General features: G+C 73.1%; 15 protein-coding genes. 4 read left to right on the forward strand and 11 right to left on the reverse strand.

Annotated elements, in window-relative coordinates; genetic code table 11:
* Positions 1–323: 323 nt before the first annotated feature.
* The 3 genes from ACWCHM_RS30320 to ACWCHM_RS30330 are packed head-to-tail and all read right to left on the reverse strand — an operon-like array spanning position 324 to position 3,468.
* Positions 324–1,943 (reverse strand): hypothetical protein, encoded by a 1,620-nt coding sequence (locus ACWCHM_RS30320; protein WP_454220836.1) that lies wholly within the window; start codon positions 1,941–1,943, stop codon positions 324–326.
* Positions 1,940–2,794 carry a protein phosphatase 2C domain-containing protein gene (locus ACWCHM_RS30325; protein ID WP_204961830.1) on the reverse strand — a complete coding sequence of 285 codons (855 nt, stop codon included), beginning with the start codon at positions 2,792–2,794 and terminating at the stop codon, positions 1,940–1,942. Before ACWCHM_RS30325 ends, ACWCHM_RS30320 begins: the two co-directional genes overlap by 4 nt.
* Positions 2,791–3,468, reverse strand: a complete 678-nt coding sequence (locus ACWCHM_RS30330) for a vWA domain-containing protein (protein ID WP_145922261.1) — start codon at positions 3,466–3,468, stop codon at positions 2,791–2,793. Before ACWCHM_RS30330 ends, ACWCHM_RS30325 begins: the two co-directional genes overlap by 4 nt.
* A gap of 227 nt (positions 3,469–3,695) precedes the next feature.
* Here ACWCHM_RS30330 and ACWCHM_RS30335 point away from each other — a divergent pair, with 227 nt between their 5' ends.
* Entirely contained in the window at positions 3,696–4,949 is a 1,254-nt protein-coding gene (locus ACWCHM_RS30335; RefSeq protein ID WP_454220838.1) for a cellulose binding domain-containing protein, read from the forward strand.
* Positions 4,950–4,981: 32 nt separating this feature from the next.
* Here ACWCHM_RS30335 and ACWCHM_RS30340 read toward each other — a convergent pair whose 3' ends face one another.
* From ACWCHM_RS30340 to ACWCHM_RS30355, 4 genes are all read right to left on the reverse strand, one after another.
* On the reverse strand, positions 4,982–7,339 hold the full coding sequence (locus ACWCHM_RS30340) for a low temperature requirement protein A (RefSeq protein WP_454220839.1): 2,358 nt from the start codon (positions 7,337–7,339) through the stop codon (positions 4,982–4,984).
* A gap of 250 nt (positions 7,340–7,589) precedes the next feature.
* On the reverse strand, positions 7,590–8,999 hold the full coding sequence (locus ACWCHM_RS30345; RefSeq protein ID WP_281902094.1) for a poly(ethylene terephthalate) hydrolase family protein: 1,410 nt from the start codon (positions 8,997–8,999) through the stop codon (positions 7,590–7,592).
* 374 nt (positions 9,000–9,373) lie between these two features.
* Positions 9,374–11,833 (reverse strand): IPT/TIG domain-containing protein, encoded by a 2,460-nt coding sequence (locus ACWCHM_RS30350; protein ID WP_454220841.1) that lies wholly within the window; start codon positions 11,831–11,833, stop codon positions 9,374–9,376.
* Positions 11,834–12,148: 315 nt separating this feature from the next.
* Entirely contained in the window at positions 12,149–13,207 is a 1,059-nt protein-coding gene (locus tag ACWCHM_RS30355) for a polysaccharide deacetylase family protein (protein WP_204961825.1), read from the reverse strand.
* A gap of 300 nt (positions 13,208–13,507) precedes the next feature.
* Between ACWCHM_RS30355 and ACWCHM_RS30360 the strand changes: the two genes are divergently transcribed.
* Entirely contained in the window at positions 13,508–14,197 is a 690-nt protein-coding gene (locus ACWCHM_RS30360) for a histidine phosphatase family protein (RefSeq protein WP_454220843.1), read from the forward strand.
* Between the two features lie 5 nt (positions 14,198–14,202).
* Here ACWCHM_RS30360 and ACWCHM_RS30365 read toward each other — a convergent pair whose 3' ends face one another.
* From ACWCHM_RS30365 to ACWCHM_RS30380, 4 genes are all read right to left on the reverse strand, one after another.
* The gene (locus ACWCHM_RS30365) at positions 14,203–16,356 is read right to left on the reverse strand and encodes a peptidase domain-containing ABC transporter (protein ID WP_454220844.1); all 2,154 of its coding nucleotides are present in this window, start codon (positions 16,354–16,356) and stop codon (positions 14,203–14,205) included.
* Positions 16,353–17,345: a TIGR04500 family putative peptide maturation system protein gene (locus ACWCHM_RS30370; protein WP_454220845.1), complete on the reverse strand. Its 993-nt coding sequence runs from the start codon at positions 17,343–17,345 to the stop codon at positions 16,353–16,355. Before ACWCHM_RS30370 ends, ACWCHM_RS30365 begins: the two co-directional genes overlap by 4 nt.
* Positions 17,342–18,325: an MvdC/MvdD family ATP grasp protein gene (locus ACWCHM_RS30375; protein ID WP_454220846.1), complete on the reverse strand. Its 984-nt coding sequence runs from the start codon at positions 18,323–18,325 to the stop codon at positions 17,342–17,344. Before ACWCHM_RS30375 ends, ACWCHM_RS30370 begins: the two co-directional genes overlap by 4 nt.
* Positions 18,326–18,392: 67 nt before the next feature.
* Complete coding sequence (locus ACWCHM_RS30380; RefSeq protein ID WP_144081550.1) at positions 18,393–18,566, reverse strand: putative ATP-grasp target RiPP; 174 nt, start codon at positions 18,564–18,566, stop codon at positions 18,393–18,395.
* 132 nt (positions 18,567–18,698) lie between these two features.
* Here ACWCHM_RS30380 and ACWCHM_RS30385 point away from each other — a divergent pair, with 132 nt between their 5' ends.
* Together ACWCHM_RS30385 and ACWCHM_RS30390 are read left to right on the forward strand one after the other, a co-directional pair.
* Positions 18,699–20,093, forward strand: coding sequence for a helix-turn-helix transcriptional regulator (locus ACWCHM_RS30385; RefSeq protein WP_454220847.1), 1,395 nt, complete (start codon positions 18,699–18,701; stop codon positions 20,091–20,093).
* A 283-nt stretch (positions 20,094–20,376) separates the two neighbouring features.
* Positions 20,377–21,858, forward strand: a complete 1,482-nt coding sequence (locus ACWCHM_RS30390; protein ID WP_281902108.1) for an endo-1,4-beta-xylanase — start codon at positions 20,377–20,379, stop codon at positions 21,856–21,858.
* Positions 21,859–21,949: the final 91 nt, after the last annotated feature.

Raw genomic sequence — 21,949 nt, forward strand, 5'->3', positions numbered from 1 at the left:
CTCACCCCTGAGGGGCGCACCGACGTGACGCAGGCGCGCGACCGGCTCGACCGGGCCGTCGCCTCGGCCGGCTGGGCGGTGCTCTACCTCGCGCTGACCCCGTGGTGGTGGCCGGCGGCGGCGATCGGCGTGGTCCTCGGTGTCGTCTCCTGGTGGCGGGCCCGGTCGGCGGCGGGCCTGTTCGCCGACATCGTGGAGGCGACAGTCGACCTGCGGCACCGCGGCCTGGTCGCCGAGCTGGGTTTCCCGGTCGAGCAGGGGCGTCCGCTGTCACCGTCGACCGCGGCCGCCGTCAACGACCTGCTGCACAAGGGTGCCAGCGGTCACGGGCAGTACGACCGGACGGGCGCGGAGAGCGAGCCGACACCGTACCCGTCGTCGTCGGTGACGAGCGACAGCCGGGAGCGCCAGCAGCCGGACGACGAGCCGACACCCTCCGGGTCGAACACCACGTTGACCTGAGGGTTGCCGTCGGTCGCGGTGCGGATGCCGATGATCATCGCCACGGGGAACGGGCCGTTCTTCGTCAGGGTGGCGGCCCGGGTGAACTGGGTCCGGCTCCGGTCCTCCAGGCCTGGTGAGTCGATGTTGATCCCGCACAGGAAGCCACGGACGGCGGCGACCGAGGACTTCATCCTGGCGGACGTCCGGTTCAGACCGGGTCCCACCTTGACCTCGCTGAGGATGCAGGGCCGGGTCAGCGGAAGGATCCTTTCCAGGTCGAACCGGGTCGGCATGGGCAGGCCGGGATATCCGGTCACCCCCGCCGGGCCGCCGGTGGGCCGGGTCAGACCCGGGATCCCCGTCGGCAGCGGGGGGTAGGACGGCTGCCGCACCAGTCCCGTCGGCAGGCCCGACCCGGCCCGGTAGGGCGGGTTCGAGGTGTCGTCGTTGGCGCTGAGCAGGCCGGCCACCACCGCGACTGCGGCCAGCGCCGCGCCGAGCAGAGCCCAACCCCGGCCGGCCTGCCGGGGGCCGACCACCGCAGGGGCGGGGACGACGCGGCGTACCGGGTCGGCGCGGACGGCGTCCGGGCGGGTCGGCTCCGGACCGGTCGGGGCAGCAGCGGCCCGTTGCGGCGGTGCCGTCGGCGGGGTGCGGCGGATGCTCCGCTCCAGGGCGTCCGACCACTGCTGCGGTGCGGGCCGCAGGTGCGGGGCGGGGTCCAGGCTCCGGGCGGCGAGGGTGACCAGTTGCCGGTCGAGCCGGGTCCGGGCCGCCTGCGGGTCCCGGGTCTGCTGGTCACCGGCGAACAGGCGCACCGCGAGGAGCCCGAACTTGTACGCGTCGGTGGCGGGGGTGGCCAGTTCCTCGGCGTCCGCGTCCGGCACGTGCCACTCGGGGGTCTCGGCCTGCGCCAGCACCGAGTCGCCGTCCAGCCGCATCGCGTCGCAGTCGATGAAGTAGCACCGGGGCCGGGAGTCGAGGCTGAACAGCAGGTTGTTCGGTGACAGGTCGCCGACGCAGATGCCGAGCCGGTGCAGCAGGGTCAACGCCTCGCCGGTGTCGCGCAGCAGTTCCAGGCGCGTCCGGTCGTCGATGTGCAGCCCACGGTCGAGCAGGTAGTCGTCGCTGTTCAACAGGTACTGCACCTGGGCCAGGACGGTGTCCGGCCCGCGCGGCAGTTGGATGCGGACCCGGAACCGGTCGGGTACCCGGGGCATCAGGAACCCCCGGACCACGCCCTCCTTGCGGACGATCGCGGTGGGCCAGGCGGCGAGACCGAGCAGTGTCTCCGCATCCGGTCCGGCCGCGGCGGCGAGCCTGACGAAGCGGTTGAGCGTGGTGACGTCGACGTCGTCGACGAACCGGGTCGCGTACTCCTTGTAGACCCACCGGGGGTCCTCGGTGAGGGCGTAGACGGTGCCCTGGCCGCCGGTGCCGATCCGGGTACGCGGGCCGAGGGCGGACAGGCTCACCTCGGGCGGCAGCGGGCCGGTCACGACGGCTCGGGCGGCACCGGCCAGACGGCCAGCACGGTGCGGTCGTCGTCCCACGATCCGCCGGTGAAGTCGAGCATCCAGGCGAGTCGGGTCATCGCGGGCGGCGTGGTCAGCGCGTCGCCGAACAGCCGCCCCAGCTCCCCGGTGCCGTGCCCGAGCGGCTCGGCGAAGCCGTCGGTGGCCAGCACCAGCACGTCGTCCGCGGTGAGCGTCACCGTCACCGGGTCGACCTCGGCGGGCACCCGGGGCAGGGCGGCGACGCCGTCCGGGAGCAGTTCGTCCTGCGGGTCGGCCGGGTCGGTGAACAGCAGCTCCCAACAGCCGTCGCGCAGCCGCCAGGCGGCCGAGTCGCCGACCCGGACCAGGTGGGCGAGCGCCCGTCCGGGGCCGTCCGGCCGGACCAGGGCGACCACCACGGTGCTGGCCAGCAGCGTCTCGGCCCGCTGCGGATCGGTCTCGCCCAGTTGCCGCCCGGCGTATTCGACAAGTGCCCAGCCCGCGCAGCGCAGCAGGTCGTGCCAGTCGACGGGGTCGTCGGCGCGCAGCAGGTAGTCGACGACCGTCCGGCACACCATGGTCGCGCCCAGGTGGGACAGCGGGGCGTTGGAGACCCCGTCGGCCACCACCGCGATCACCGAACCGGCCGCCGTGGCCAGCGCGAAGTCATCCTGGCGGGGCACCCCGGACGCCCGGTGGCCGGGCCCGCGTACGGAGGCCGCCCGTACCGCGAAACCGGCAGCCGCCCAGCCGTCGGCCACGGTGTCCGGCCGGTACGGCTGTGTCTGCGGGGCGAGGGCCGGCGACTCCGGCCCCGGCACCCCGATCAGCGGCGGCGTCCAGTCGAAGCTCACACCACGTCCACGGCCATCCGGAAGCTGTCCGGCCGCTCCACGACCAGCTCTGCGGTGTCACCCCCGACGGCCTGCCCGGACCTGATGACGCTGCGGGTCAGGGCGGTGCAGAACTCGGCGATCGCGAACCCCACCTCGACCCCGGGCGTGGCCACGAACGCGAACTCCGGCCTGGTCGCCACGTGCAGGATCGTCTCGGCGCGGGCCTCGCCGATGCCACACGCGATGATGTTCGGCGCGGTCGGGGTGCGCTCCCGGTCGGTCAACTCGGCGTAGACCGGCTCCCACTGGCCGGGGTCGGTGGGCTGCCCGTCGCTGAGGAAGAACACCGCCGGCCGGTGCACCGCGAAGCCCTCCCGCTTGAGCGCCCGCACGTCGGCCGGGATCCGGTCGATCAGCAGGCTGAACGCGACGCCGTAGGCGGTCCCGGCCCGCACCGACAGCTGCGGGAGTGACGTTTCGTTGCGCAGGTCGGACAGGGCCGAGTGGACGATCACGTCCTCGGAGAAGCCGATGATCGAGAACCTGACCTTGGCCGCCGCGAGGGGCTCGCGCAGCAGGGCGTCGTGCAGCGACTGGAGCCCGGCGTTCAGCTCACCCACCACCGGCGTCATGGAGACGGACTCGTCCGCCACCAGGTAGACCGGCAGCACCCGCCCGGCGGTCTCCGCCATGCCAACCCCCAACCGTCGTCAGTGGACGGCCTCAAGGTAACACCGTGCGTCTACGCGTCCGTGGCGGTGCGCTACGCCACCGGGTCGGCGGGTGACGCCAGCCGTCGGCACGGGACGGCCGGTCGCGCGGCCCGGGGTCGGAACGGTCGGGTCGCGGTGGGCGGTAACCGCACACCGGATGATGCAAGCCGTTGACAAGCATCGATTTATTGCCGCACGGTGGACGCATGTCAGGGGTCCGTTCGTCCGCGTTGCGCCGCCGGGTGCGGCCCGGCCTGCTCGCCACCGTCGTCTCGTCGATCGCCGTGCTCGGCACGGGGGCGATCGCCGTGCCCGCCGCCATCGCCGGCACCACGGCGCTGCCCGCACCGGCCGCCGGTGCACTCCCCGCGGTCGCGCCCGCGCCGGCCGGTGCCGTGGTGCCCCTGACGGGAGCGGCCACGCCGCCGCCGAGCGCGCCGCCCACCACGCCGCTGAGCGCGCCGCCCACCACGCCGCCGGGCACGCCGAACACCTCGCCCTTCCCGCCGGGCGTGCCCACGAACGTCGCCGCCAGCCAGGTCCGCACGAATTCGGTCACCCTCACCTGGACGGCCGCGACGCCCGGCTGCTGCGCCATCGCCGGCTACGACATCACGTACTACAGCCCGTTCGACGACGTCGTCATGTCGGCGAGCGTCGGCACCGTCACCACCACCACGATCACCAGCTACATCAGCCCGGGCCGGCAGTACTCGTTCCGGGTCTCGGCCCGGGACGTCGTCGGGCACCGCTCGCTGGCGTCGGAGCCGGTCACCGTGGTCACCCCGGTCACCGACACCGGGCCGGACATCACCCCGCCGAGCGCGCCGCAGAACCTGACCATCGGGGACGTGACCGACTCGACCGCCACGCTCTCCTGGTCGCCGTCGACCGACGACGTCGGGGTGAGCGGCTACAACGTCTACCGCTTCGACGGCTGGTTCACCTCGTTCCTGGTCGCCACCGTGCCGACGACGACGTACACGATCGCACTCCCGCCGCCCCCACCGCCGTCGACGCCGCTGCGGTACCAGTTCTACGTGCGGGCCCGGGACGCGGCCGGCAACGTCTCGATCGCCTCCAACACGGTCTACGCGCCGACCACGCCCACCCCGCCGACGACGCCGATGCCGCCGCCACCCACCTGCCGGGTGACCTACCAGAACCAGTCCGAGTGGCAGGGCGGGTTCGTCACCGTCGTGACGGTCCAGAACACCGCGACCACGCCGGTGGACGGCTGGACGCTCACCTTCGGCTTCCGGGGCGACCAGCGGATCACCTCCGCGTGGAACGCGACGACCAGCCAGAGCGGGGCCACGGTGACGGCCCGCAACGTCGACTGGAACCGCGTCGTCCCGGCGAACGGCTCGGTCAGCTTCGGCATCCAGGGCAGCTGGAACGCCAGCAACGCGCCGCCGACCAGCTTCGTGCTCAACGGCGGTCCCTGCACCGCCGGCTGAGCCCGGCACCGGCGGGTCGGCGCGCTCCCGGATCACGTCCGGGCGGGCCGCCGGGTCCGTGGGTCGCCCTCCTGCACCGCCTCGACGACGGCGAAGACGACGCCGAGGACGGTCAGCAGCACCAGTGAGACGACGGCCGGCAGCGCGACGGTCACCGGCGCCAGGACGGTGACCACCCCCGCGCCGATGAGCCGGTGGGGGCTGACCGTCCGGAAGATCCGCAGCCAGAACATCTGGTTGCCGAACAGGTACAGCGCCACCCCGAAGAACAGCATGTAGTGGCCCAGCAGGGCGCTGTACCGCTCCTGGGACGCGGCCAGGGTCTGGTGCAGGCCGTAGGCGACCAGGACGATCCCGGCCATCATCGGCAGGTGCAGGTAGGTGTACCCGTCGCGCGCGGCGCGGACCCGACGGTCCCCCTCGTAGGCCCCGAGGGCGATCCGGGCCGCGTCGATCCCGGTGAAGTAGCTCCACCAGATCGTGCCGAGGGCCACCACCGACGCGACGACGACGACGAGCGTGGGAGCGGAGATCGGCACGTTGTTGATGGAGATGCCGACGGAGAGGACCGCCTCGCCGACGGCGATCAGGATGACCAGGGCGTGCCGGTCGGCCCAGTGCCGGACCAGCCTGATCCGCCACAGCCGCGCACCGGCCCAGTACCCGGCGACGTACTGCACGAGCAGCGCGGCGACCCAGAGCAGCGTGATGGCGGGGTGCCGGGTGGCCTCGTCGGGGGCGACCACCTCGATGACGGCGATCACCAGCAGGATGGCGATGGTGGCGGTCATGGCGACGAACCGGGTCCGGGTGCCCCGCAGGTCGGCGTTCTCCCGGACGAGCTGCCGGAAGATCAACCCCTGCATGAGCTGGATGCCGATGTAGCATCCGACGACCAGCAGCGGGCCGGGGAGGCTGCCGGGCAGGGGGACGAAGGCCTGCGGGATCGCCAGCCCGATCAGCAGCACCGCCGTCATGATGCCCGCCGTGCACAGCCGCACCAACGTGCTGTCGTGCCGCACGGCGTTGGCGAGCCAGGTGTACGACGTCCAGGCCCACCACAGCAGCGCCAGCAGGATCATGCCCTGGGCCAGGCCGAGCAGGGTGGGAAACCGGTTCATCACTGCGGTGACCTCGATGAAGGCGTACACGAACACGAGGTCGACGAAGAGTTCCCGGGGGTCGACCGTCCCGACGTGGAGGCTCTCCGCCTCGACCGACTCGTGGAGTTGTCGGTGCTTGCGCCGAAAGAGGGTGTTGTCCAGCACCAGCATCGTGCAGACGGCGGCGACGAGCACCACCAGCGCCTGCACCGCGGTCAGCCGTCCGACCACCGTCAGTAGCGCCAGCAGTAGCGCCACCCCCACCAGCGGACCCCGACCCAGCAGCCGGACCGCCCGCCACTCCACCGCGACGAGCGCGCCCAGATAGAGCAGCACACCGCCGTACAGAATGGCGACGCCGGCCGACGGCCAGGGCCTGGTGCTCTTCGGGGTGGGGTGCGTGTTGAGGTACTTCAGGCCCAGCGCGAAGAAGATCAACCCGCCGATCATGGGCAGGTGAAAACCGCTGTAGACGTCCCGACCGACCCGGGCGCGCTCCCGCCCGGAGCTGACCCGCAGGGCCCGTTCGATGATCACCTTGGCCAGGTCGAAGTAGCTCCACCACAGTCCGAAGACCACGCTGATGCCCAGCACGGCTCCGACGGCGAGTTGGGCGGTCACCGGGCGGTCCACCCCGAGCCCTTCGCTGGCACCGATCGAGATGATCGTCTCGCCGAGCGCGATGAGCACGATCAGGGCGTGCCGTTCGGCGAAGTGCCACGGCGAGACGACCCGCCAACCACCCTTGCTGGCCACCACGAGGATGAGCGAGTCGATCACGAGAGCGCCCGCGAACAGCACAGCCTGCACCAGGGCGGCGTCGACGATCGCCGGCAGCAGCGGCGGCACCAGGTAGGAGGCGAGCAGCACCAGCCCACCGGCGATGAAGATCAACCAGGCGGCGACCACCGACGGCCGTCCGCCCTCACCCCGGTGGCTGACGAACGTGAGAACGACCATGGCGGTCGCCCGGATCAGCAGATATCCGCAGATCAGCACCATGGGGCCGGGCAGCCCGCCGGCCCGGTCGGTGAACCCCTCGGGTATCGCGACCCCGATCGCCAGCAGGGCGGCGGCGATGCCGAGCATGATCGGGGGCATGATCCCCCGGTCGAGGTGCACCACGTTGCCGAGCCAGACACACGGGGTCCAGCAGTGCCAGAGAAGGAGCATCACGAGCACGCCCTGGACCAACCCGAGCGGGCTGAAATGCCCGGCCATCAGCGTGGTGACGGCCAGGAACGCGAACACGAAGAGCAGATCGACGAAGAGCTCGACCCAGCTCACATCGCCGATGGCCCCGGGGTCACGGGCCACCAGACGCCGACCCCCGGCTGTCGGGTGTGGCGCGGGATCATCCCTCCGCACCCGATAAGCCTCGCAAACCGGACACGGCTTGTCCCGCCAACGTCGATTAGCGCAGCGAACGGCCGATCCGAACAGAAGTCACCTGCCCGGCGTACGTCACCGGGCCGGGCCGGTGCCTCCCGGCGTACGGGAGTCACCGGCCCGGCGCGCGTGCCGGTCGGGCGCAGCGTCAGGTCAGGGGCGTCAGGGTGAACCGCTGGTTGGTCTGACCGTGACAGTCGTACAGCTGGACCTGCGCCCCGTTGGCGGTGCTCCAGACGTCCAGGCACCGCCCGGACTGCACGCTGCTGATGGTGCCGTTGGCATTCACGTTCCACTGCTGGTTGGTCTGGCTGTGGCAGCCGTAGATCTGGACCGCCGCGCCGTTGCCGGAGCCGGCCGCGTCCAGGCACATGTCGCCGTACACCCGCAGTTGTTTGCCGGAGGTGTACGTCCACGCCTGGTTGGCCTGCCGGTTGCAGTCCCACAACTGCACCCGGGTGCCGTTGGCGTGGGAGGCGTTGGGCACGTCGAGGCACCTGTTGGACTGTGCGCCGACGATCAGGCTGGCTGCACCGGGCGGGTTGCTGGTCGGCGTCTGGGACGGGGTCGGGGGTGGGGTGTCCGACGGCGTCGGCGGCGGGGTGGTCGGCGTCGTCGGCAGCAGCGGGCAGGTGCTGCGGTAGCTGACCACGCCGTTGTTGTCCGCCAGCGGGCAGAGGAACTGGCTGTACCGGGCGTCGTTGTCGACGAACATCTTGAGGAACGGCAGCATGGTCCGGATCAGCACCGGGTTGGAGCGGCCGACCATGAACCCGTGGTCGGCCCCCGCGACCTCCAGGTAGGCGCTCTCCGTGGTGGCCGGCAGGCTGTTGTAGAGGCCGGTGGCGTAGGACGGGGTGACCACCGTGTCGGCCTGGCCGGCGAAGACCATCGTGGGCACCCGGTCGTTGGCCAGGTTCGACGACGGCGAGTACGGCGCGATGCCGACCGCCGCCTTCAACGCCGGACGACGGATGGCCGCGCTGAGCGCTCCGCCGCCACCCATCGAGTGACCGGAGACGGCCAGCCGGTTGGGGTCGATCCGGTCCCGGACCGGGCTCTGCTGCACCAGGTAGTCCAGCGCGGCGAGCAACTGGGTGCCCCGGGCGGTGTCGAAGTCGTTACGGCTGTTGGTCTCGATGCCGATCACCACGAAGCCGTGCGAGGCCAGCCACGGCCCCATCCAGGCCAGCTCGACGGAGAACAGTGCGGTGTAGCCGGGCGAGATGGCGATCGCGCCGAAGGTGCCCTGGCTGGTGTCGGTCGGGTAGTAGATCCGGCCGCCGTTGAAGCCGTACCCGGTCGGGACGGCGACCGAGGTGTTGGCGAACGGGCCGTTCACCGACGCGACGCTGCTCCGGGTGGGGTCGGGGCCCCGCTGGTACGGGTTGTCGGCGGCCGACGCGGTCCCGGTCGTCACCGTCATGGTGAACAACCCGACGACGGCGGCGGCGATCCCGGCGGCGGCGAGCGTGACGAGCCTTCCCCGCCGGCGGGGGGAGACCCGGGCGGGTCGGGGCTGCGCCGGGGGCGGGGAGTGCGGTGCGTGTCCTCGCACTGTCGGTACCTCCTGGTGGTGGTGGGTGGTGGTGGGTGACGGCGGGCCTGGTCCTGTGCCAGGTCCGCCCGCCCGGTGTCGTCCGACCGGAGGTGGGTCGGCTCGGGCTGCCTGATCGGCGGCGGACGGTGGCGACGACGCGGTTACCGGGCGGGGTCGTCGGGACAGGCGGAATCCCGTTAACGTTCACATTGATCGATCCCTATTAGGCTGACACACAACTCCGGGTTGTTCAACCGGTAGTTTCGATTGTGTGAACCGATAGTTTCGGCCACCGCTCCCACGCCCACCCGGCACCCGTGGCGGTACGGGCGGCGGGTGGGCGGTCGCCAGCAGGATCTGATCGACCCGTGCGGCGTCGGTGGTGGTCGGCTCTACCGCGGCCCGCGCACCGCACCCTCGGTGACCGGCCCGGTGGCCTTCGACGTCGCCGGCGTCGGCGAGTAGCCGGGCCTGGTCGCGGTGACCGTCACGGTCAGCCGCTCGCCCAGCCGGGACGCCGGGACCCGATAGGTGGCCCCGGTCGCCCCGCCGATCGCGGTGCCGTCGGCCGCCCACTGATAGGTGTACGCCGTGGCGGCCGGACTCCACTGCCCGGTCGAGGCGCGGACCGTCGCCCCCACCGCCACCAGGCCGATGACGGCCGGCGCGGTCACCGGCCGGATGGCCGGTGCACCGGTGATCGTGAACGCGTCGGCGAGCGAGACCGCGTCACTCCAGTCGTTGGGCCGCACCGAGACGGACGCCCTGCCCGCGACGGCGGACGTCAGGTCCACCTCGGCGGTGAGGGTCCGGTGGTCGGGGGACACGCTCCGCACCGACGCGGTCAGCGCCGCGCCGCCCGTCGGGGTGACCGTGACCCGGTCCTCCTGCTGGAAGCCGGTGCCGGTGAGGGTGATCGTCCGCACGCCGCCGGTGGCGACCGAGGACGGCGACACCGACGTCACGGTGAGTGGGTCGGGTGCCACGTAGAAGGAGTAGAGGGACTGCAACGAGTCGACACCGTCCGCGGTCCGGCTCCGCACGTAGAGTGTGTGGTAACCGGAGTCCGGCGGCGTCCAGGTGATCGTCGCCGTGCCGTCCGCCGCCGCCGTGACGGTGTTCTCGGTGCCGCCGACCTGGTACACGTACTTCACCGCGCCGGGCTGTCGGGGCGTGAAGGTGAAGGTGCCCGGCGCGATCCTGCCGGAGCCCGACGAGGGGAAGTCGGTGGAGACGACCACCGGCGAGTCGGTGACCGACCAGGAGGTGCCACCCTCGCCCGTCCGCACACCGGCAGCGTTCCGGGCGACCACGGTGACGTAGGTGTAGCCGCGCCTGGTGAGCGTGTACCGGAATGCGACAGTGCCGTCGGCTTCGGCCGGGAGCACCTGACGGGTGGCGGGGTCGCCGTTGAGGAGAACCTCGTACTCCGTGGCGTTCGCCATCTCGGTACGTGCCGTGAAGCTGGCCGTCGAACCCAGCACATCGCCGCCGCTGCGGGTCACGTACGGATGGCCGTCCTGGACGGAGACGGAGACGTACCGGGGCTCCGACAGGGTGCCGTCGGCGCTGCGGCTCTGCACCAGCAGCGCCTGGGTGTCCATGTTCTCGTTGGTGGCGGTCCAGGTCAGGTCAGCGGTGCCGTCCGCACCCGCCGGCAGGACGGTCTTCTGGTCGGGCTCGTTGCCGCTGTGGTCGCGACGCCAGTAGAGGTAGGACCCGACGTCGGGCATCCGTGGGGCCAGGTGGAACCGGAGTGACGATCCGACGACGACGCTCCGGTCGACGTCACCGGTCACCCTGGGCGCGTTGTCGACGACGAACGTGTAGGCCCGCTCCGGGTGCGTCGTGCCGTCGCCGGTGACGCTGCGCACGTACAGCGTCTGCCGGCCGGCCCTGGTCGGGGCGACCATCGCGACGGCCCTGCCTGTGGCGTCGGCCGCGACCGTGCCGGAGGGGCCGCCGGCGTCGATACGCCAGGCGAACGACGCCGTGCCCTGGACGTTGGCGGTGAACTCGAATGCTCCGGGTACGCCGACACCGTAGTCCAGGTTGGTGCCCCAGTCCGGATACGCGCTGGAGAAGACGGACGGCCGGGTCTCCCGTACCCAGAACTCGTACACCGTCCGGTCGGACCAGTTGCCGGCGCGGTCGACGGCGTACACGGTCACCGAGTGGTGGCCGGCGCCCTTCGGCGTCCAGGAGACCGTCGCCGGGCCGCCGAGGCCCGTCGCCGGCACCGTCGAGTAGTCGTCGTCGCCACCGGTCTCCCCGGAGTAGAACAGGTAGCGGTAGTCCACGGTGTCGGTGGAGGCCGAGGTGAAGGTGAACTCCCCGGCCGTACCGACCGCGCCGCTGGCGTCCTCCCAGTCTCCGGACGGGTACCTGGTCGAGGCGACCACCGCCGCCGGACCGCCGCTGCGGTCGATCGTGAAGTGGCAGGTGTCGCTCCACGGTGACGTGGTCGCGCCGTCGAGGACGCGGACCCGCCACGCGTACGTGACGCCGTCGAGTTGGCGGGCAGGGTCCTCAAGCTGGATGTAGACCCGGTTGTTGCGCCTGTCGACCCCGTCGCGCCACTGCTGCGGCTCCTCGGGCCTGGTGACGTCCCACACCTGGAAGTCGGCCTGCGGATCGGCGCTCTGGGGCGCACCGGTCCAGGAGCCCTGGAGCGTGACGGCGTGGGCGTCGTTGAGGCGCTCCGGGCTCAGGTAGGGCCCCGGTGCCTGCGGGGCGCACGCCTGGCCGGCGGTGATCAGTGCGGTCGGCCCGCCGACATCCGCGGCGGCCGGGGCGGCGCTCGCGCCGAGCACCGACCCGCAACCGACCGCGAGGGCCGTGGCTGTTGACAACAAGCGCCGAGTGGCGCGTGCGAGGGCACGCATGCCGGTCCTCCCCGTGACGACGACGGTCGACCTGACAGGCGTCCGCAGAGGAAGGATCGCATGGGCGGCCGACCCTGACGAGGCCATTTACTCCTTTGCGGACGATCAGGTGGGTTCGATGTCCGATCGGTCCCGACGCCCGGTCGTCGAGGTGTCCGTGATGCGCGGGTCCGGGGCCGGCCACGCGGGGAGCCCTCCCCGGATGCGGGGACGCATCGGGGAGGGCCCGGTCCGGGAGGACGGACCTGCGGTGGCCCGGCCGGCCGTGGCGGCCAGCAGTGATCAGCTCGCGGTGCAGGACCGGATCTGCGGCCTGGCGCTGCTGTTGCCGTTCATCATCGTGGTGAAGCCGAAGGTGTTGCCGCTGCCGTTGGAGCGCATCGTCATCACGTAACCGGAGCTGTCCCAGCTGGGCGTGCCGTTCCAGGTGGTGTTGACCTTCTGTGGTGCGGTCAGCGCCACCACCACCGTCCAGTTGCTGCCGCCCTGGACCGTCACCGAGGTGTTGTACCGGTCGCCCCACACGTTCGGGTACGTCGCCGTCGCGGTGCACGTCCCACCGGCCGGCGGGGTGGTCGGCGTGCCGGTGGGCGGGGTGGTCGGGGGATTGGTCGGCGGGGTGCCGTCCGGGGCCACCGCCCGCCCGGTGCTCGGCGAGATCATGCCCGGGCACAGGCCACGGCTGTTCAGGTTGGCCATGATCTGCCCAATCGCGTCGCGGGTGTTCTGGATGCCGTCGTGCATCAGGATCACCTGGCCGTTCTGGAGCCGGCCGGCGTTGGAGACGATCTGGCTGACGCTCGCGCCGTTCCAGTCCTGGGAGTCGACGTCCCAGATCACCTGGCGCATGCCGAGCGACGAGGCGACCGACTGGAGGGTCGAGTTGGTCTCGCCGTAGGGCGGGCGGAACAACTGCGGCCGTACGCCGGTCGCCGACTGGATCGCCGAGTTGGTCTGGGAGAGGTCGGACTGCATCTGGCTCTGACCCATCGAGGTCATGTGCGCGTGGTTCCAGCTGTGGTTGCCGATCCACATGCCGGCGTCGACCTGGGCCCGGGCGGCGGACGGGTTGCCCTGCACGTTCTGCCCGACGTTGAACATGGTCGCCCGGACGTTGTTGGCGCGCAGCACGTTCAGCAGCGCGTTGGTGCTGCCGGTCGGCCCGTCGTCGAAGGTGAGGCCGACGTAGCCGTTGCAGGCGGCGGCGCTGGACGGGGTGGCGGAGACCGCGACGCCGACGGCGCCCAGCGCCACGGTGGTGGCGAGCACCGCCAACCGGACGGTCAGGCGGGCGGCTCGGGAACGGGACGGGCGGCCGGGGCCACCGGTACTGGGGATCATGCGCAGGTCCTCCTGAGGGCGGTGATACCTGGGGCGCGGTAATCAATCGAGATGCGTGGATGTCGCTGTGAATCGGAGTATTGCAGCGGCATTTCGAACGCGTCAACGACTTTCGGAAAACTTTCGGAAACGTGTCCGGTCGGGGCGTCGGGGCTGGCGAGCCGCCGTGTGCCGCCACCCCGCCCCGGCCCGACAGCGCCGCGTCACCCCGCGCCCCGGCCCGACAGCGCGCGTCGCCCCGCGCCCCGGCCCGCGTCGCCGGGCGTCGCCCCGCGCCGGCCGCTGCCGCACAGTGGAACCATGGACACCGTCGCGGAGTTGACCATCGTCCGGCACGGGCAGAGCGTCGCCAACGTCGCGTTCGCCGAGGCCCACGCGCGGGGCGTCGCCACCCACGGGCTCACCGGGCGCGACGCCGACATCCCGCTGTCGCCGTCGGGCCGGCGACAGGCCACCAGGCTAGGCCGCTGGCTCGCCGCACAGCCCGCCGACCGGCATCCCGACCACGTGGTCTGCTCCCCGTACCGGCGGGCCCGGCAGACCTGGGCCCGGGTGGCGGACACCACCGTCACCCTCGGCGTCACCCCGGTCGACCTCGACGGGCGGCTGGTCGACCGGCTCATGGGCGAGCTGGAACTCCTGACCCCGCTCATGATCGCCGAGCGGTTCCCCGCCGAGGCGGCCCGGCTCGCCACCGACGGCCCCTACGCCTACCGGCCACCCGGCGGCGAGACGTTCGACGACGTCGCCGCCCGCGTCCGCGCCACCCTGGCCGATCTGCACCGCCGGCACGCCGGCCGCAGGGTGTGGCTGGTGGCCCACGACGCCGTGGTCGTCGCCGCCCGGCACGTCCTGGAGGGGCTGTCGTTCGCCGACCTCGACGCGATCCTCGCCACCACCCCGGTCGCCAACACCTCACTCACCCGCTACGTGGCCACCCAGGGACGCCTCGACCTCGTCGAGTTCGCCGCCGTCCCGCACGCGCCGTGACCGGCTCAGCGGACCGGGTCGGGCCACGACCGCCCGGCGGCGGGCACACCGGCCAGCCGGGCGAACGGCCCTCCGGCGGCCAACAGCACCCCCGGCGGCCCGCTCTCCACCAGCCGCCCCCGGTCGAGCACCAGGACCAGGTCGGCGTCCGCGACCGTCGAGAGCCGGTGCGCGATCACCAACCGGGTCACCGGCAGCGTCCGCAGGTTCGCCTCGACCGTCGCCTCGGTCACCGTGTCCAGCGCGCTGGTCGCCTCGTCCAGGATGAGCAGGGCCGGGTCGGCCAGCAGCGCGCGGGCGAGCGCGACCCGCTGCCGTTGCCCGCCGGACAGGCCGACGCCACCGTCGCCGAGGTGGGTGTGCAGCCCCATCGGCAGGGCCGCCACGTCGTCGTGCAGCACGGCCAGCCGGACCGCCCGGTCGACGGCCGCGTCGGAGGCGTCCGGGCGGGACAGCGTCAACGCCTCGCGCAGGGTGCCCGCGCCGAGGTAGGTCTCCTGCAGGACCACCCCGATCTGCCGGCGCACCGAGGACAGGTCCAGCGTGGCGAGGTCGTGGCCGTCGACGTGGATGCGCCCCTCGGTCGGGGCGTACAGGCCGGTCAGCAGGCCGACCAGGGTGCTCTTGCCGCTGCCCGAGCCGCCCACCACCGCCACCTTGCTGCCGGGCCGGATCACGGCGGTGACGTCGCGCAGCGCCCAGGGCGACCGCCTGTCGTACCGGAAACCCACCCCGGTCAGGGTGACCAGCCCGGTCAGCCGGGGCGCGGGCACACCCGGGGTGGGCTGCTCGACCGGGGCGTCCACGATGTCGGCCAGCCGGTCCATGGTGGGGGCGAGCAGGGTGAACGACGGTAGCCGCTGGGCCAGCGCGACCGCCGGGGTGATCGCGGCGACCGCGAGCGCGGACAGCCCGGCCGCCCGACCCGGCGAGTCGGCCTGCCGGACCGCCACCAGCAGCATGAGCACCGGGCTCGCCATCGATCCGGCGGCGAGCAGCGCGTCCGCGACCGCCGACAGCCGGGCCAGCCGGTGCGCCGCCGACACACCCCGGTCGAACGACTCCTGCCAGCGCTGCCGTACCCGCTGCTGGGCGCCGGCGACCCGGATCGCCGCCATGCCCTGCACCGCCTCGGAGAGCCGGGCCGCCTCCTCACCGGAGGCGAGCAGTTCCTCCCGTTGCAGCGCGCCGGAGCGGCGGCCCAACCACAGCGCGGTGCCCGCCTGGACGGCGATCACGGCGGTGGCCGCCAGCCCCAGCACCGGTGACAGCACGGTCACCACGGCCAGGTAGCCGACCACCAGCAGCCCGTCCAGCGCGGTGGCGACCAGCGCCGACGCCAGCAGGTCCCGGACGCCGGCCACCGCCCGGACCCGGTCGACCAGGTCGCCGGCCGACCGGCGGTGGAAGTACCGGTAGACCACGTCGAACAGCCGGTGCACCGTCTCGGTGCCGAGCCGGCTGCCGATGCGCCGTTGCAGGCTGGTCACGGTCAGGCCACGGGCCAGGGACAACGCCCCGGTGAGCAGGGCCAGCGCGGCGACGGCGGCGAGCCAGGTCGCCGCCGGGGGCGCGACGGCGTCGATGAGCGCGGCAGTCGCCCACGGCACGGCCAGGCCGGTCGCGGTGAGCAGCACCGAGGTCGCCGCCAACAGCGCGAGCAACCCGGTGTGCCGGCGTAGCACCGGCACCAGCAGGTCGCGTACCGGCGACGGTGCCGCCGGTGCCGGTGGGGCGGGACCGTCGGCCGTGGCCAGCAGCACCACCCCGGTGGTGCCGGCGCAGAACTGGGCGGGGGAGAGCCGTCGGCGACCCACGGCCGGGTCGACCACGTCGACGCCCCGGCGGCCGATCCGCTCGACCACCAGGTAGTGGTCGCCGTTCCAGTGGGCCAGCAGCGGCATCGGCAGCTCCCGCAGCCGGGTGGCGTCCACGCGCAGCGCCGGCAGGGCGAGCGCCCGGCAACGCAGCCCGTGCTGCTGCGCCTCGTCACGCAGGTCGCGCAGGCTCAGGCCGTCCCGGCCGACGTCGAGCCGGGCCCGCAGGTACGACGCCGGGACCGCCCGGCCGTGGGCGGCGAGCAGCATGGCCAGCGCGCTGGGCCCACAGTCGGTGGCGGCGACCTGGAGCACCACCGGCACCCGTCGCCGGCCGGTCACCGGACCCGGGTCGTCCGGTCCCGGGGCAGCCAGAACCACTCGACGTCGGTGCCGGCCCGCCGCTGCGCCAGCCACTCGTCGAACATGGCCCGCTCGACCAGCGCCCGGGTGTCGTCGTCGAGGACGGCCGGCTCGCGGTCGACCACCACCGCCGTCACCGCCGTACCGGCGATGGTGGTCGGCACCGGCCCGGTGGCGTCGCGCAGCTCCGGCGGGGCCGCGACCGCCACCGTGCGCAGGGTGCCGGCGGCCCGGCCGGCACGGACGGCGTCGGCCACCGCCGCGAGCGCCGTCGCGCGGTCGGTGGGGGGCGTCCCCTCGGCGGTCCAGGCGATCAGGAGCCGGTCGAACGTGGACCGGTGCGCGGCGAACCACTCCGGTAGCCGGTCACCCACCACCCGGGCCCGGAGCCGGGCGACCGCCACGGTGTGCGCGATCAGGTCGGCGAAGTCCTCGGCGGTGAGCCCTCGGTCGGCGAGCCACCGCGCGGTCGACTCGGCGTCGAGCAGCCCCTTGGCCCGGCGGTACGCGTCGGCCGCCGCCTGGAGTTCGTCGTCGTCGACCGCGACCGGGTGCTGCTCCAGTTCCTCGGCGACCAGGCCGGTGTCGACCAGCCGGGCGAGCACGTCGTGGTCGTACCAGAGGAAGTCGAGGGCGGTGAGCGCCTCGCCCACCCGCAGCGTGCGGGTGCCGACCCGGGCGAGGTGGTGGTCGGAGTGCCGGACCGCCCCGCGCAGCGGCCACGGCAGGGCCGGCGTCGGACTGTACGCCACGGAGACCGTGCCGGCCGGTTCGCGCAGCAGCACGTCGAAGGCGACCGACCCGTCGGCCACCTCCTCGTCGCGCACGACCGCCGGATCGGCCCCCGGCCAGCGTTCCCGCAGCGGGGTGAGGCGTCGGCGGGCCTCGCGCAGGCCGGCGCGGTCGACGGTCAGCTCCCGTACCAGGGTGACGGCGGCGTCGAGCAGGGCCGGGTCGAGGGTGGTCACGTGGTGGCTCCGTTGGTGGGGGCGGGCGTGGTGAGCAGGTCGACCACGGCGGCGGTGATGGGCAGCCCGGTCTCCTCCTCCACCCACAGGTACTGGCCGGTGGGGTTGATCTCGATGTAGACGTACCGGCCGTCGGGGGTGACGATCAGGTCGAGGGCGCTGTAGCGCAGGCCGAGCGCGCGGGTCAGCGCCTTGCACCTGGCGGCGACGTCGGCGGGCAGGTCGTAGCGGCTCAGCGGGGTGTTCCGGTCGTCCTGGCGACGCCAGTCGTGCCGGGCGTGGTTGGACCGCTGGGAGTCGATGGCGGCGGTGAAGACCCGGTCGCCGACGACGGTGACCCGCAGCTCGACCCGCTTGGGCACCCGTTCCTGCGCGATGAGGGGGCAGTGGCGTACCCCGTCGACGTGGCCGACGTCGCGGTGGGTGACCGGTTCGGTGAAGCGCATCAGCTCGTCGCGGAGGCTGGTCAGCCCGACCTGCTTGGTGATCATCCGGCCGCCGGTGTGCGAGAACAGGTCGAGCACGTCGCGGGGATCGTTGCCGACGGCGGTCGCCGGCACGTCGAAGCCGAGGCGCAGGGCGAGCTGGAGCTGGCGGACCTTCTGCTGGGCCCGCAGCACCACCGGCCGGGCGGCGGGCAGCGCCGGCACGTCGAGGGTCTCCCAGACGTCGCCGACGAACTGCCGGCTCTCCTGAACCACGAAGCCGGCGTGGGGTTCCCCCAGGTGGGGTGGGGCGACCGGGACGCCGGGCCGGCGGAACCAGACGGCGGTCACCGCGTCGAGGTCGACGGTCCCGCCCGGGTCGGCGTGCCGGACCAGGGTACGGGTGAGCCGGCCGTCCCGGATGGTCACCGACAGTGACGCGCGGGACGGTACGTCGGCCGGGTCGAAGCGGACCCAGCTGACGCCACGTCGGCCCAACTCCACCTCGGCCGCGTCGGCGTGCACGTCGTCGGGGGCGGTCAGGATGAGGATCATGGGTGCTCCGGGCGGGGGACCGCCGACGTCCGGCCCCTCGGTGGGCCGGATCGCCGACGGTGACGGATCAGTCGAAGTCGGTGTCGGTGTCCGGTCGACCCCCGCCGGGGATGTCGTCGATGGTCTTCGACGAGCCCGCCCCGTTGCGGGGCAGCCCACCGAGCATCCGGGCGAGCTGGTCGTCGGCCAGCTCCACCCCGTCGGCGGGAATGGTGTCGATCTCCACGGTCCTGCGCTTCATGGTGCTACCTCTATCCGTTCGCGAACGCCCACCGGCCGGCTGGACCGGCAGGTGCATGCAGTCTGGGTGGCCCGGGGTGACCTGGGCACCAGGGAAATCCCCAGGGTTGGCCCCGGGTTCTACGCTCAGCCGGTGTCCACCGAGATCACGGCCGAGCGCCTGCTGTCGGCGGCCGACCGTGCCGACCCGGACGAGGCCGCGCGGCTGCTGTTCCGGGCCTTCCTCACGCTGTCCCGCACCGCCGACAGCGACCAGTTGCTCCCGCTGCTGACCCGGGTGCGGGAGGCCCACGAGGCGAGCGGCTCGGCGCCTACCGCACTGATCTACCGCACCCTGGCGGGGACGGCGGCCACCCGGGCCGGCCTGGCCGAGGGCCCGGAGCACCTCGCCGCGGCCGTCCGGATCTTCGACGAGCACGCCTTCGGCGACGACCCGGTGCTGGTGGAGTGCGCGTTGACCGCCGTGATGACGCTGATGCGTCCGGAGGAGGCGCGTCGGTTCGCCCCGCTGCTCGCCGGCCTGGACCTGCCGCCGGCCGACCGGGCCCGGCTGCTCGCCCTGGTCGGGGTCGGTGACTGCTGGGCGGGCAACCTGGTCCGGGGTCAGGCGGAGCTGCGGGAGGCGGCCCGGCTGGCCGGGCGGTGCGGCACCCCCGACGTGCAGGCCGAGGCGACCTCCTGGCTGGCCAAGTGCGACGCGCTGCGCGGTGACCTGGACGATGCCGCCGTCCACCTGGACCAGGCCCGCGAGCTGGCGGCACAGGTCGGTTCGGCCTGGGTGGCCCGCCACCTGCCCGAGTGCACGGCCGCGCTGGCGTTCGCCCGGGGTGACCGGGAGACCTGGGCCGGGCTGCTCGAACTCGTGGTGGCCAGGGACGTCGGGGCGACCGCCGGTCTCCAGTACGAGCACCGTTGGGAGTTGGCCACCCACCACGCCCTCGCCGGCCGGTCCCGGCTGGCCGGTGACCTGCTCGCCGGGGTCGACGACCCGCCGGCCTCCTGGCCGGGTGGACCGGTGCTGCCGGCGTGGCGGGCCTGGATCCTCGACCCGGGCCCGGCCACCACGGCGACCCTGACGGCGGCGGTGGACCTGCTGACCCGCCCGGTCGAGCAGTTGCTCGCCGCCCGGGTGGCCTGGCTGCTGGGCGTGCACCACGGGCGGGCCGGCCGGCGGGGCGAGGCGGCCCGGTTGCTGGAGCAGGCGTGCGCGGGGTATGCCCGCACCGGCGCCGCCGGGATGCTCACGCTGGTGATGCGGGATCTGCGGTTCCTCGGTACGACCCCGCCGGGTGCGGAGCCCCCGCTGGTCGCCGATCCGCCGTTCCCGGTGCCGGCCGGGGAGTCGACGCTGACCGAGGCCGAGGCCCGGGTCGCCACCGCGATCGCCAACGGGCTCAGCAACCGGGAGGCGGCCCAGCGGCTGTTCGTCTCGGTGAAGACGATCGAGTTCCACCTGGGCAACATCTTCCGCAAGCTCGGCGTCCGTAACCGTACGGAGCTGGCGGCCCGGCGGGCCCGTACCGGTTGAGGGCGACACCTGTCGCAGATCGAATCCATTCGATATAGCATCGCCACAGGGCAGCGTCACCCCGCACGGGCGTAGGACGCGGAGTGTTCGCCATCCACCGGACGGACCGGGCAGCCGACCGGTGGTCACCGATGAGGCGCGGCCGGGCGACCCCGGCCGGCCCCCTGTGACGTGCTGGTCCCGCCGCAGGCGCGGTGTCCCGGTCGTCGATCCCACGAGCGGTCGACCGGTCGCGTGCCCGTCCGGCGGTGACCGGACGGAACACCGAGGAGGAAACGCACAGATGAACGACGTACCCGCTCGACCGCAACGCCGTACCAGGAGGGCCAGCCGGCTGCTGCTGGGCGGCGCCTGCGCCCTGGCCATCACCGTGTCGTCGATGGCCGTGGCGACCCTGGCCCACGCCGACCTCAGCGGACCGCCCGGGACCACGCTGAAGGCCGCCGCCGAACGCAGCGGCAGGTACTTCGGGGCCGCGATGGGGTCGGACCGGCTCAGCGACTCCGGCTTCCTGAACATCGCCAGCCGCGAGTTCGACATGATGACGGCCGTCAACGAGATGAAGCCCGACGCGACCGAGCCCAACCCCGGGCAGTTCGACTTCAGCAGGGGTGACGCGATCTACAACTGGGCCACCCAGCGTGGCATGCGGTTCCGGGGCCACACCCTGGCCTGGCACGCCCAGCAGCCGAGGTTCTGGGGCAGCCTGAGCGGCAGCGCGCTGCGGCAGGCGATGATCAGCCACATCAACGGCGTGATGGCCCACTACAAGGGCAAGCTCTACGCCTGGGACGTGGTGAACGAGGCGTACGCCGAGAACGGCACCCGCCGCTCCTCCAACCTCCAGTCCACCGGCAACGACTGGATCGAGGTGGCGTTCCGCACCGCGCGGGCCGCCGACCCGTCGGTGAAGCTCTGCTACAACGACTACAACATCGAGAACTGGACGTACGCCAAGACGCAGGGCGTCTACAACATGATCAAGGACTTCAAGGCGCGCGGCGTGCCGATCGACTGCGTCGGTCTGCAGACCCACTTCACCGGGGGCAGCTCGCTGCCGAGCAACTTCCAGACCACGCTGTCCAGCTTCGCCGCCCTCGGGGTGGACGTGGCGCTGACCGAGGCCGACGTCACCAACGCCTCGACCAGCCAGTACCAGGGCCTGACCCAGGCGTGCATGAACGTCCCGCGCTGCGTCGGCATCACCACCTGGGGCATCCGGGACAGCGACTCCTGGCGGGGCAGCGAGAACCCGCTGCTGTTCGACCGCAGCAGCAACCCGAAGCCGGCGTACACCGCCGTGCTCAACGCGCTCAACTCGGCCTCCACCACGGTCCCGGGGACCTCGACCCCGCCGCCCACCACCCCGCCGACGACGCCCCCGACCACCCCGCCCACCACGCCGCCGACCACCCCACCGACCACCGCTCCGCCGACCACGCCGCCGCCGACCGGACAGCCGGGCGGCTGCACCGCGACGTACCGCACGGTCAGCAGCTGGACCGGCGGCTTCCAGGGTGAGGTGGTGGTGGCCAACACCGGCTCCACCGCCATCACCGGCTGGACCGTGCAGCTGACGCTGGCCGGCGGGCAGACCATCGCCAACGTCTGGAACGGCAGCAACACCGGCACCAGCGGCACGGTCAGCATCCGCAACGCCTCCTACAACGGCTCCGTCGGCCCGAACGCCTCGACCACCTTCGGGTTCCTGGTCAACGGCAGCAGCAGCACCGCGCCCGGCAACATCTCCTGCACCACCGCCTGACGGCGGGCGCACCCCACCCCGCCGGCCGGGCCGGAGCCACCAGCTCCGGGCCCGGCCGGCGTCCCGGTGACCGGAGGCGTCGTGGTCGACG

The organism is Micromonospora sp. SCSIO 07396 (assembly GCF_053667945.1).

Excerpts from the sequence above, each read along its gene's own strand:
- ACWCHM_RS30390 (WP_281902108.1), top strand. The coding sequence starts at position 20,377 with ATGAACGACGTACCCGCTCGACCGCAACGCCGTACCAGGAGGGCCAGC.
- ACWCHM_RS30380 (WP_144081550.1), bottom strand. The coding sequence starts at position 18,566 with ATGAAGCGCAGGACCGTGGAGATCGACACCATTCCCGCCGACGGGGTG.
- ACWCHM_RS30360 (WP_454220843.1), top strand. The coding sequence starts at position 13,508 with ATGGACACCGTCGCGGAGTTGACCATCGTCCGGCACGGGCAGAGCGTC.
- ACWCHM_RS30335 (WP_454220838.1), top strand. The coding sequence starts at position 3,696 with ATGTCAGGGGTCCGTTCGTCCGCGTTGCGCCGCCGGGTGCGGCCCGGC.
- ACWCHM_RS30355 (WP_204961825.1), bottom strand. The coding sequence starts at position 13,207 with ATGATCCCCAGTACCGGTGGCCCCGGCCGCCCGTCCCGTTCCCGAGCC.
- ACWCHM_RS30330 (WP_145922261.1), bottom strand. The coding sequence starts at position 3,468 with ATGGCGGAGACCGCCGGGCGGGTGCTGCCGGTCTACCTGGTGGCGGAC.
- ACWCHM_RS30375 (WP_454220846.1), bottom strand. The coding sequence starts at position 18,325 with ATGATCCTCATCCTGACCGCCCCCGACGACGTGCACGCCGACGCGGCC.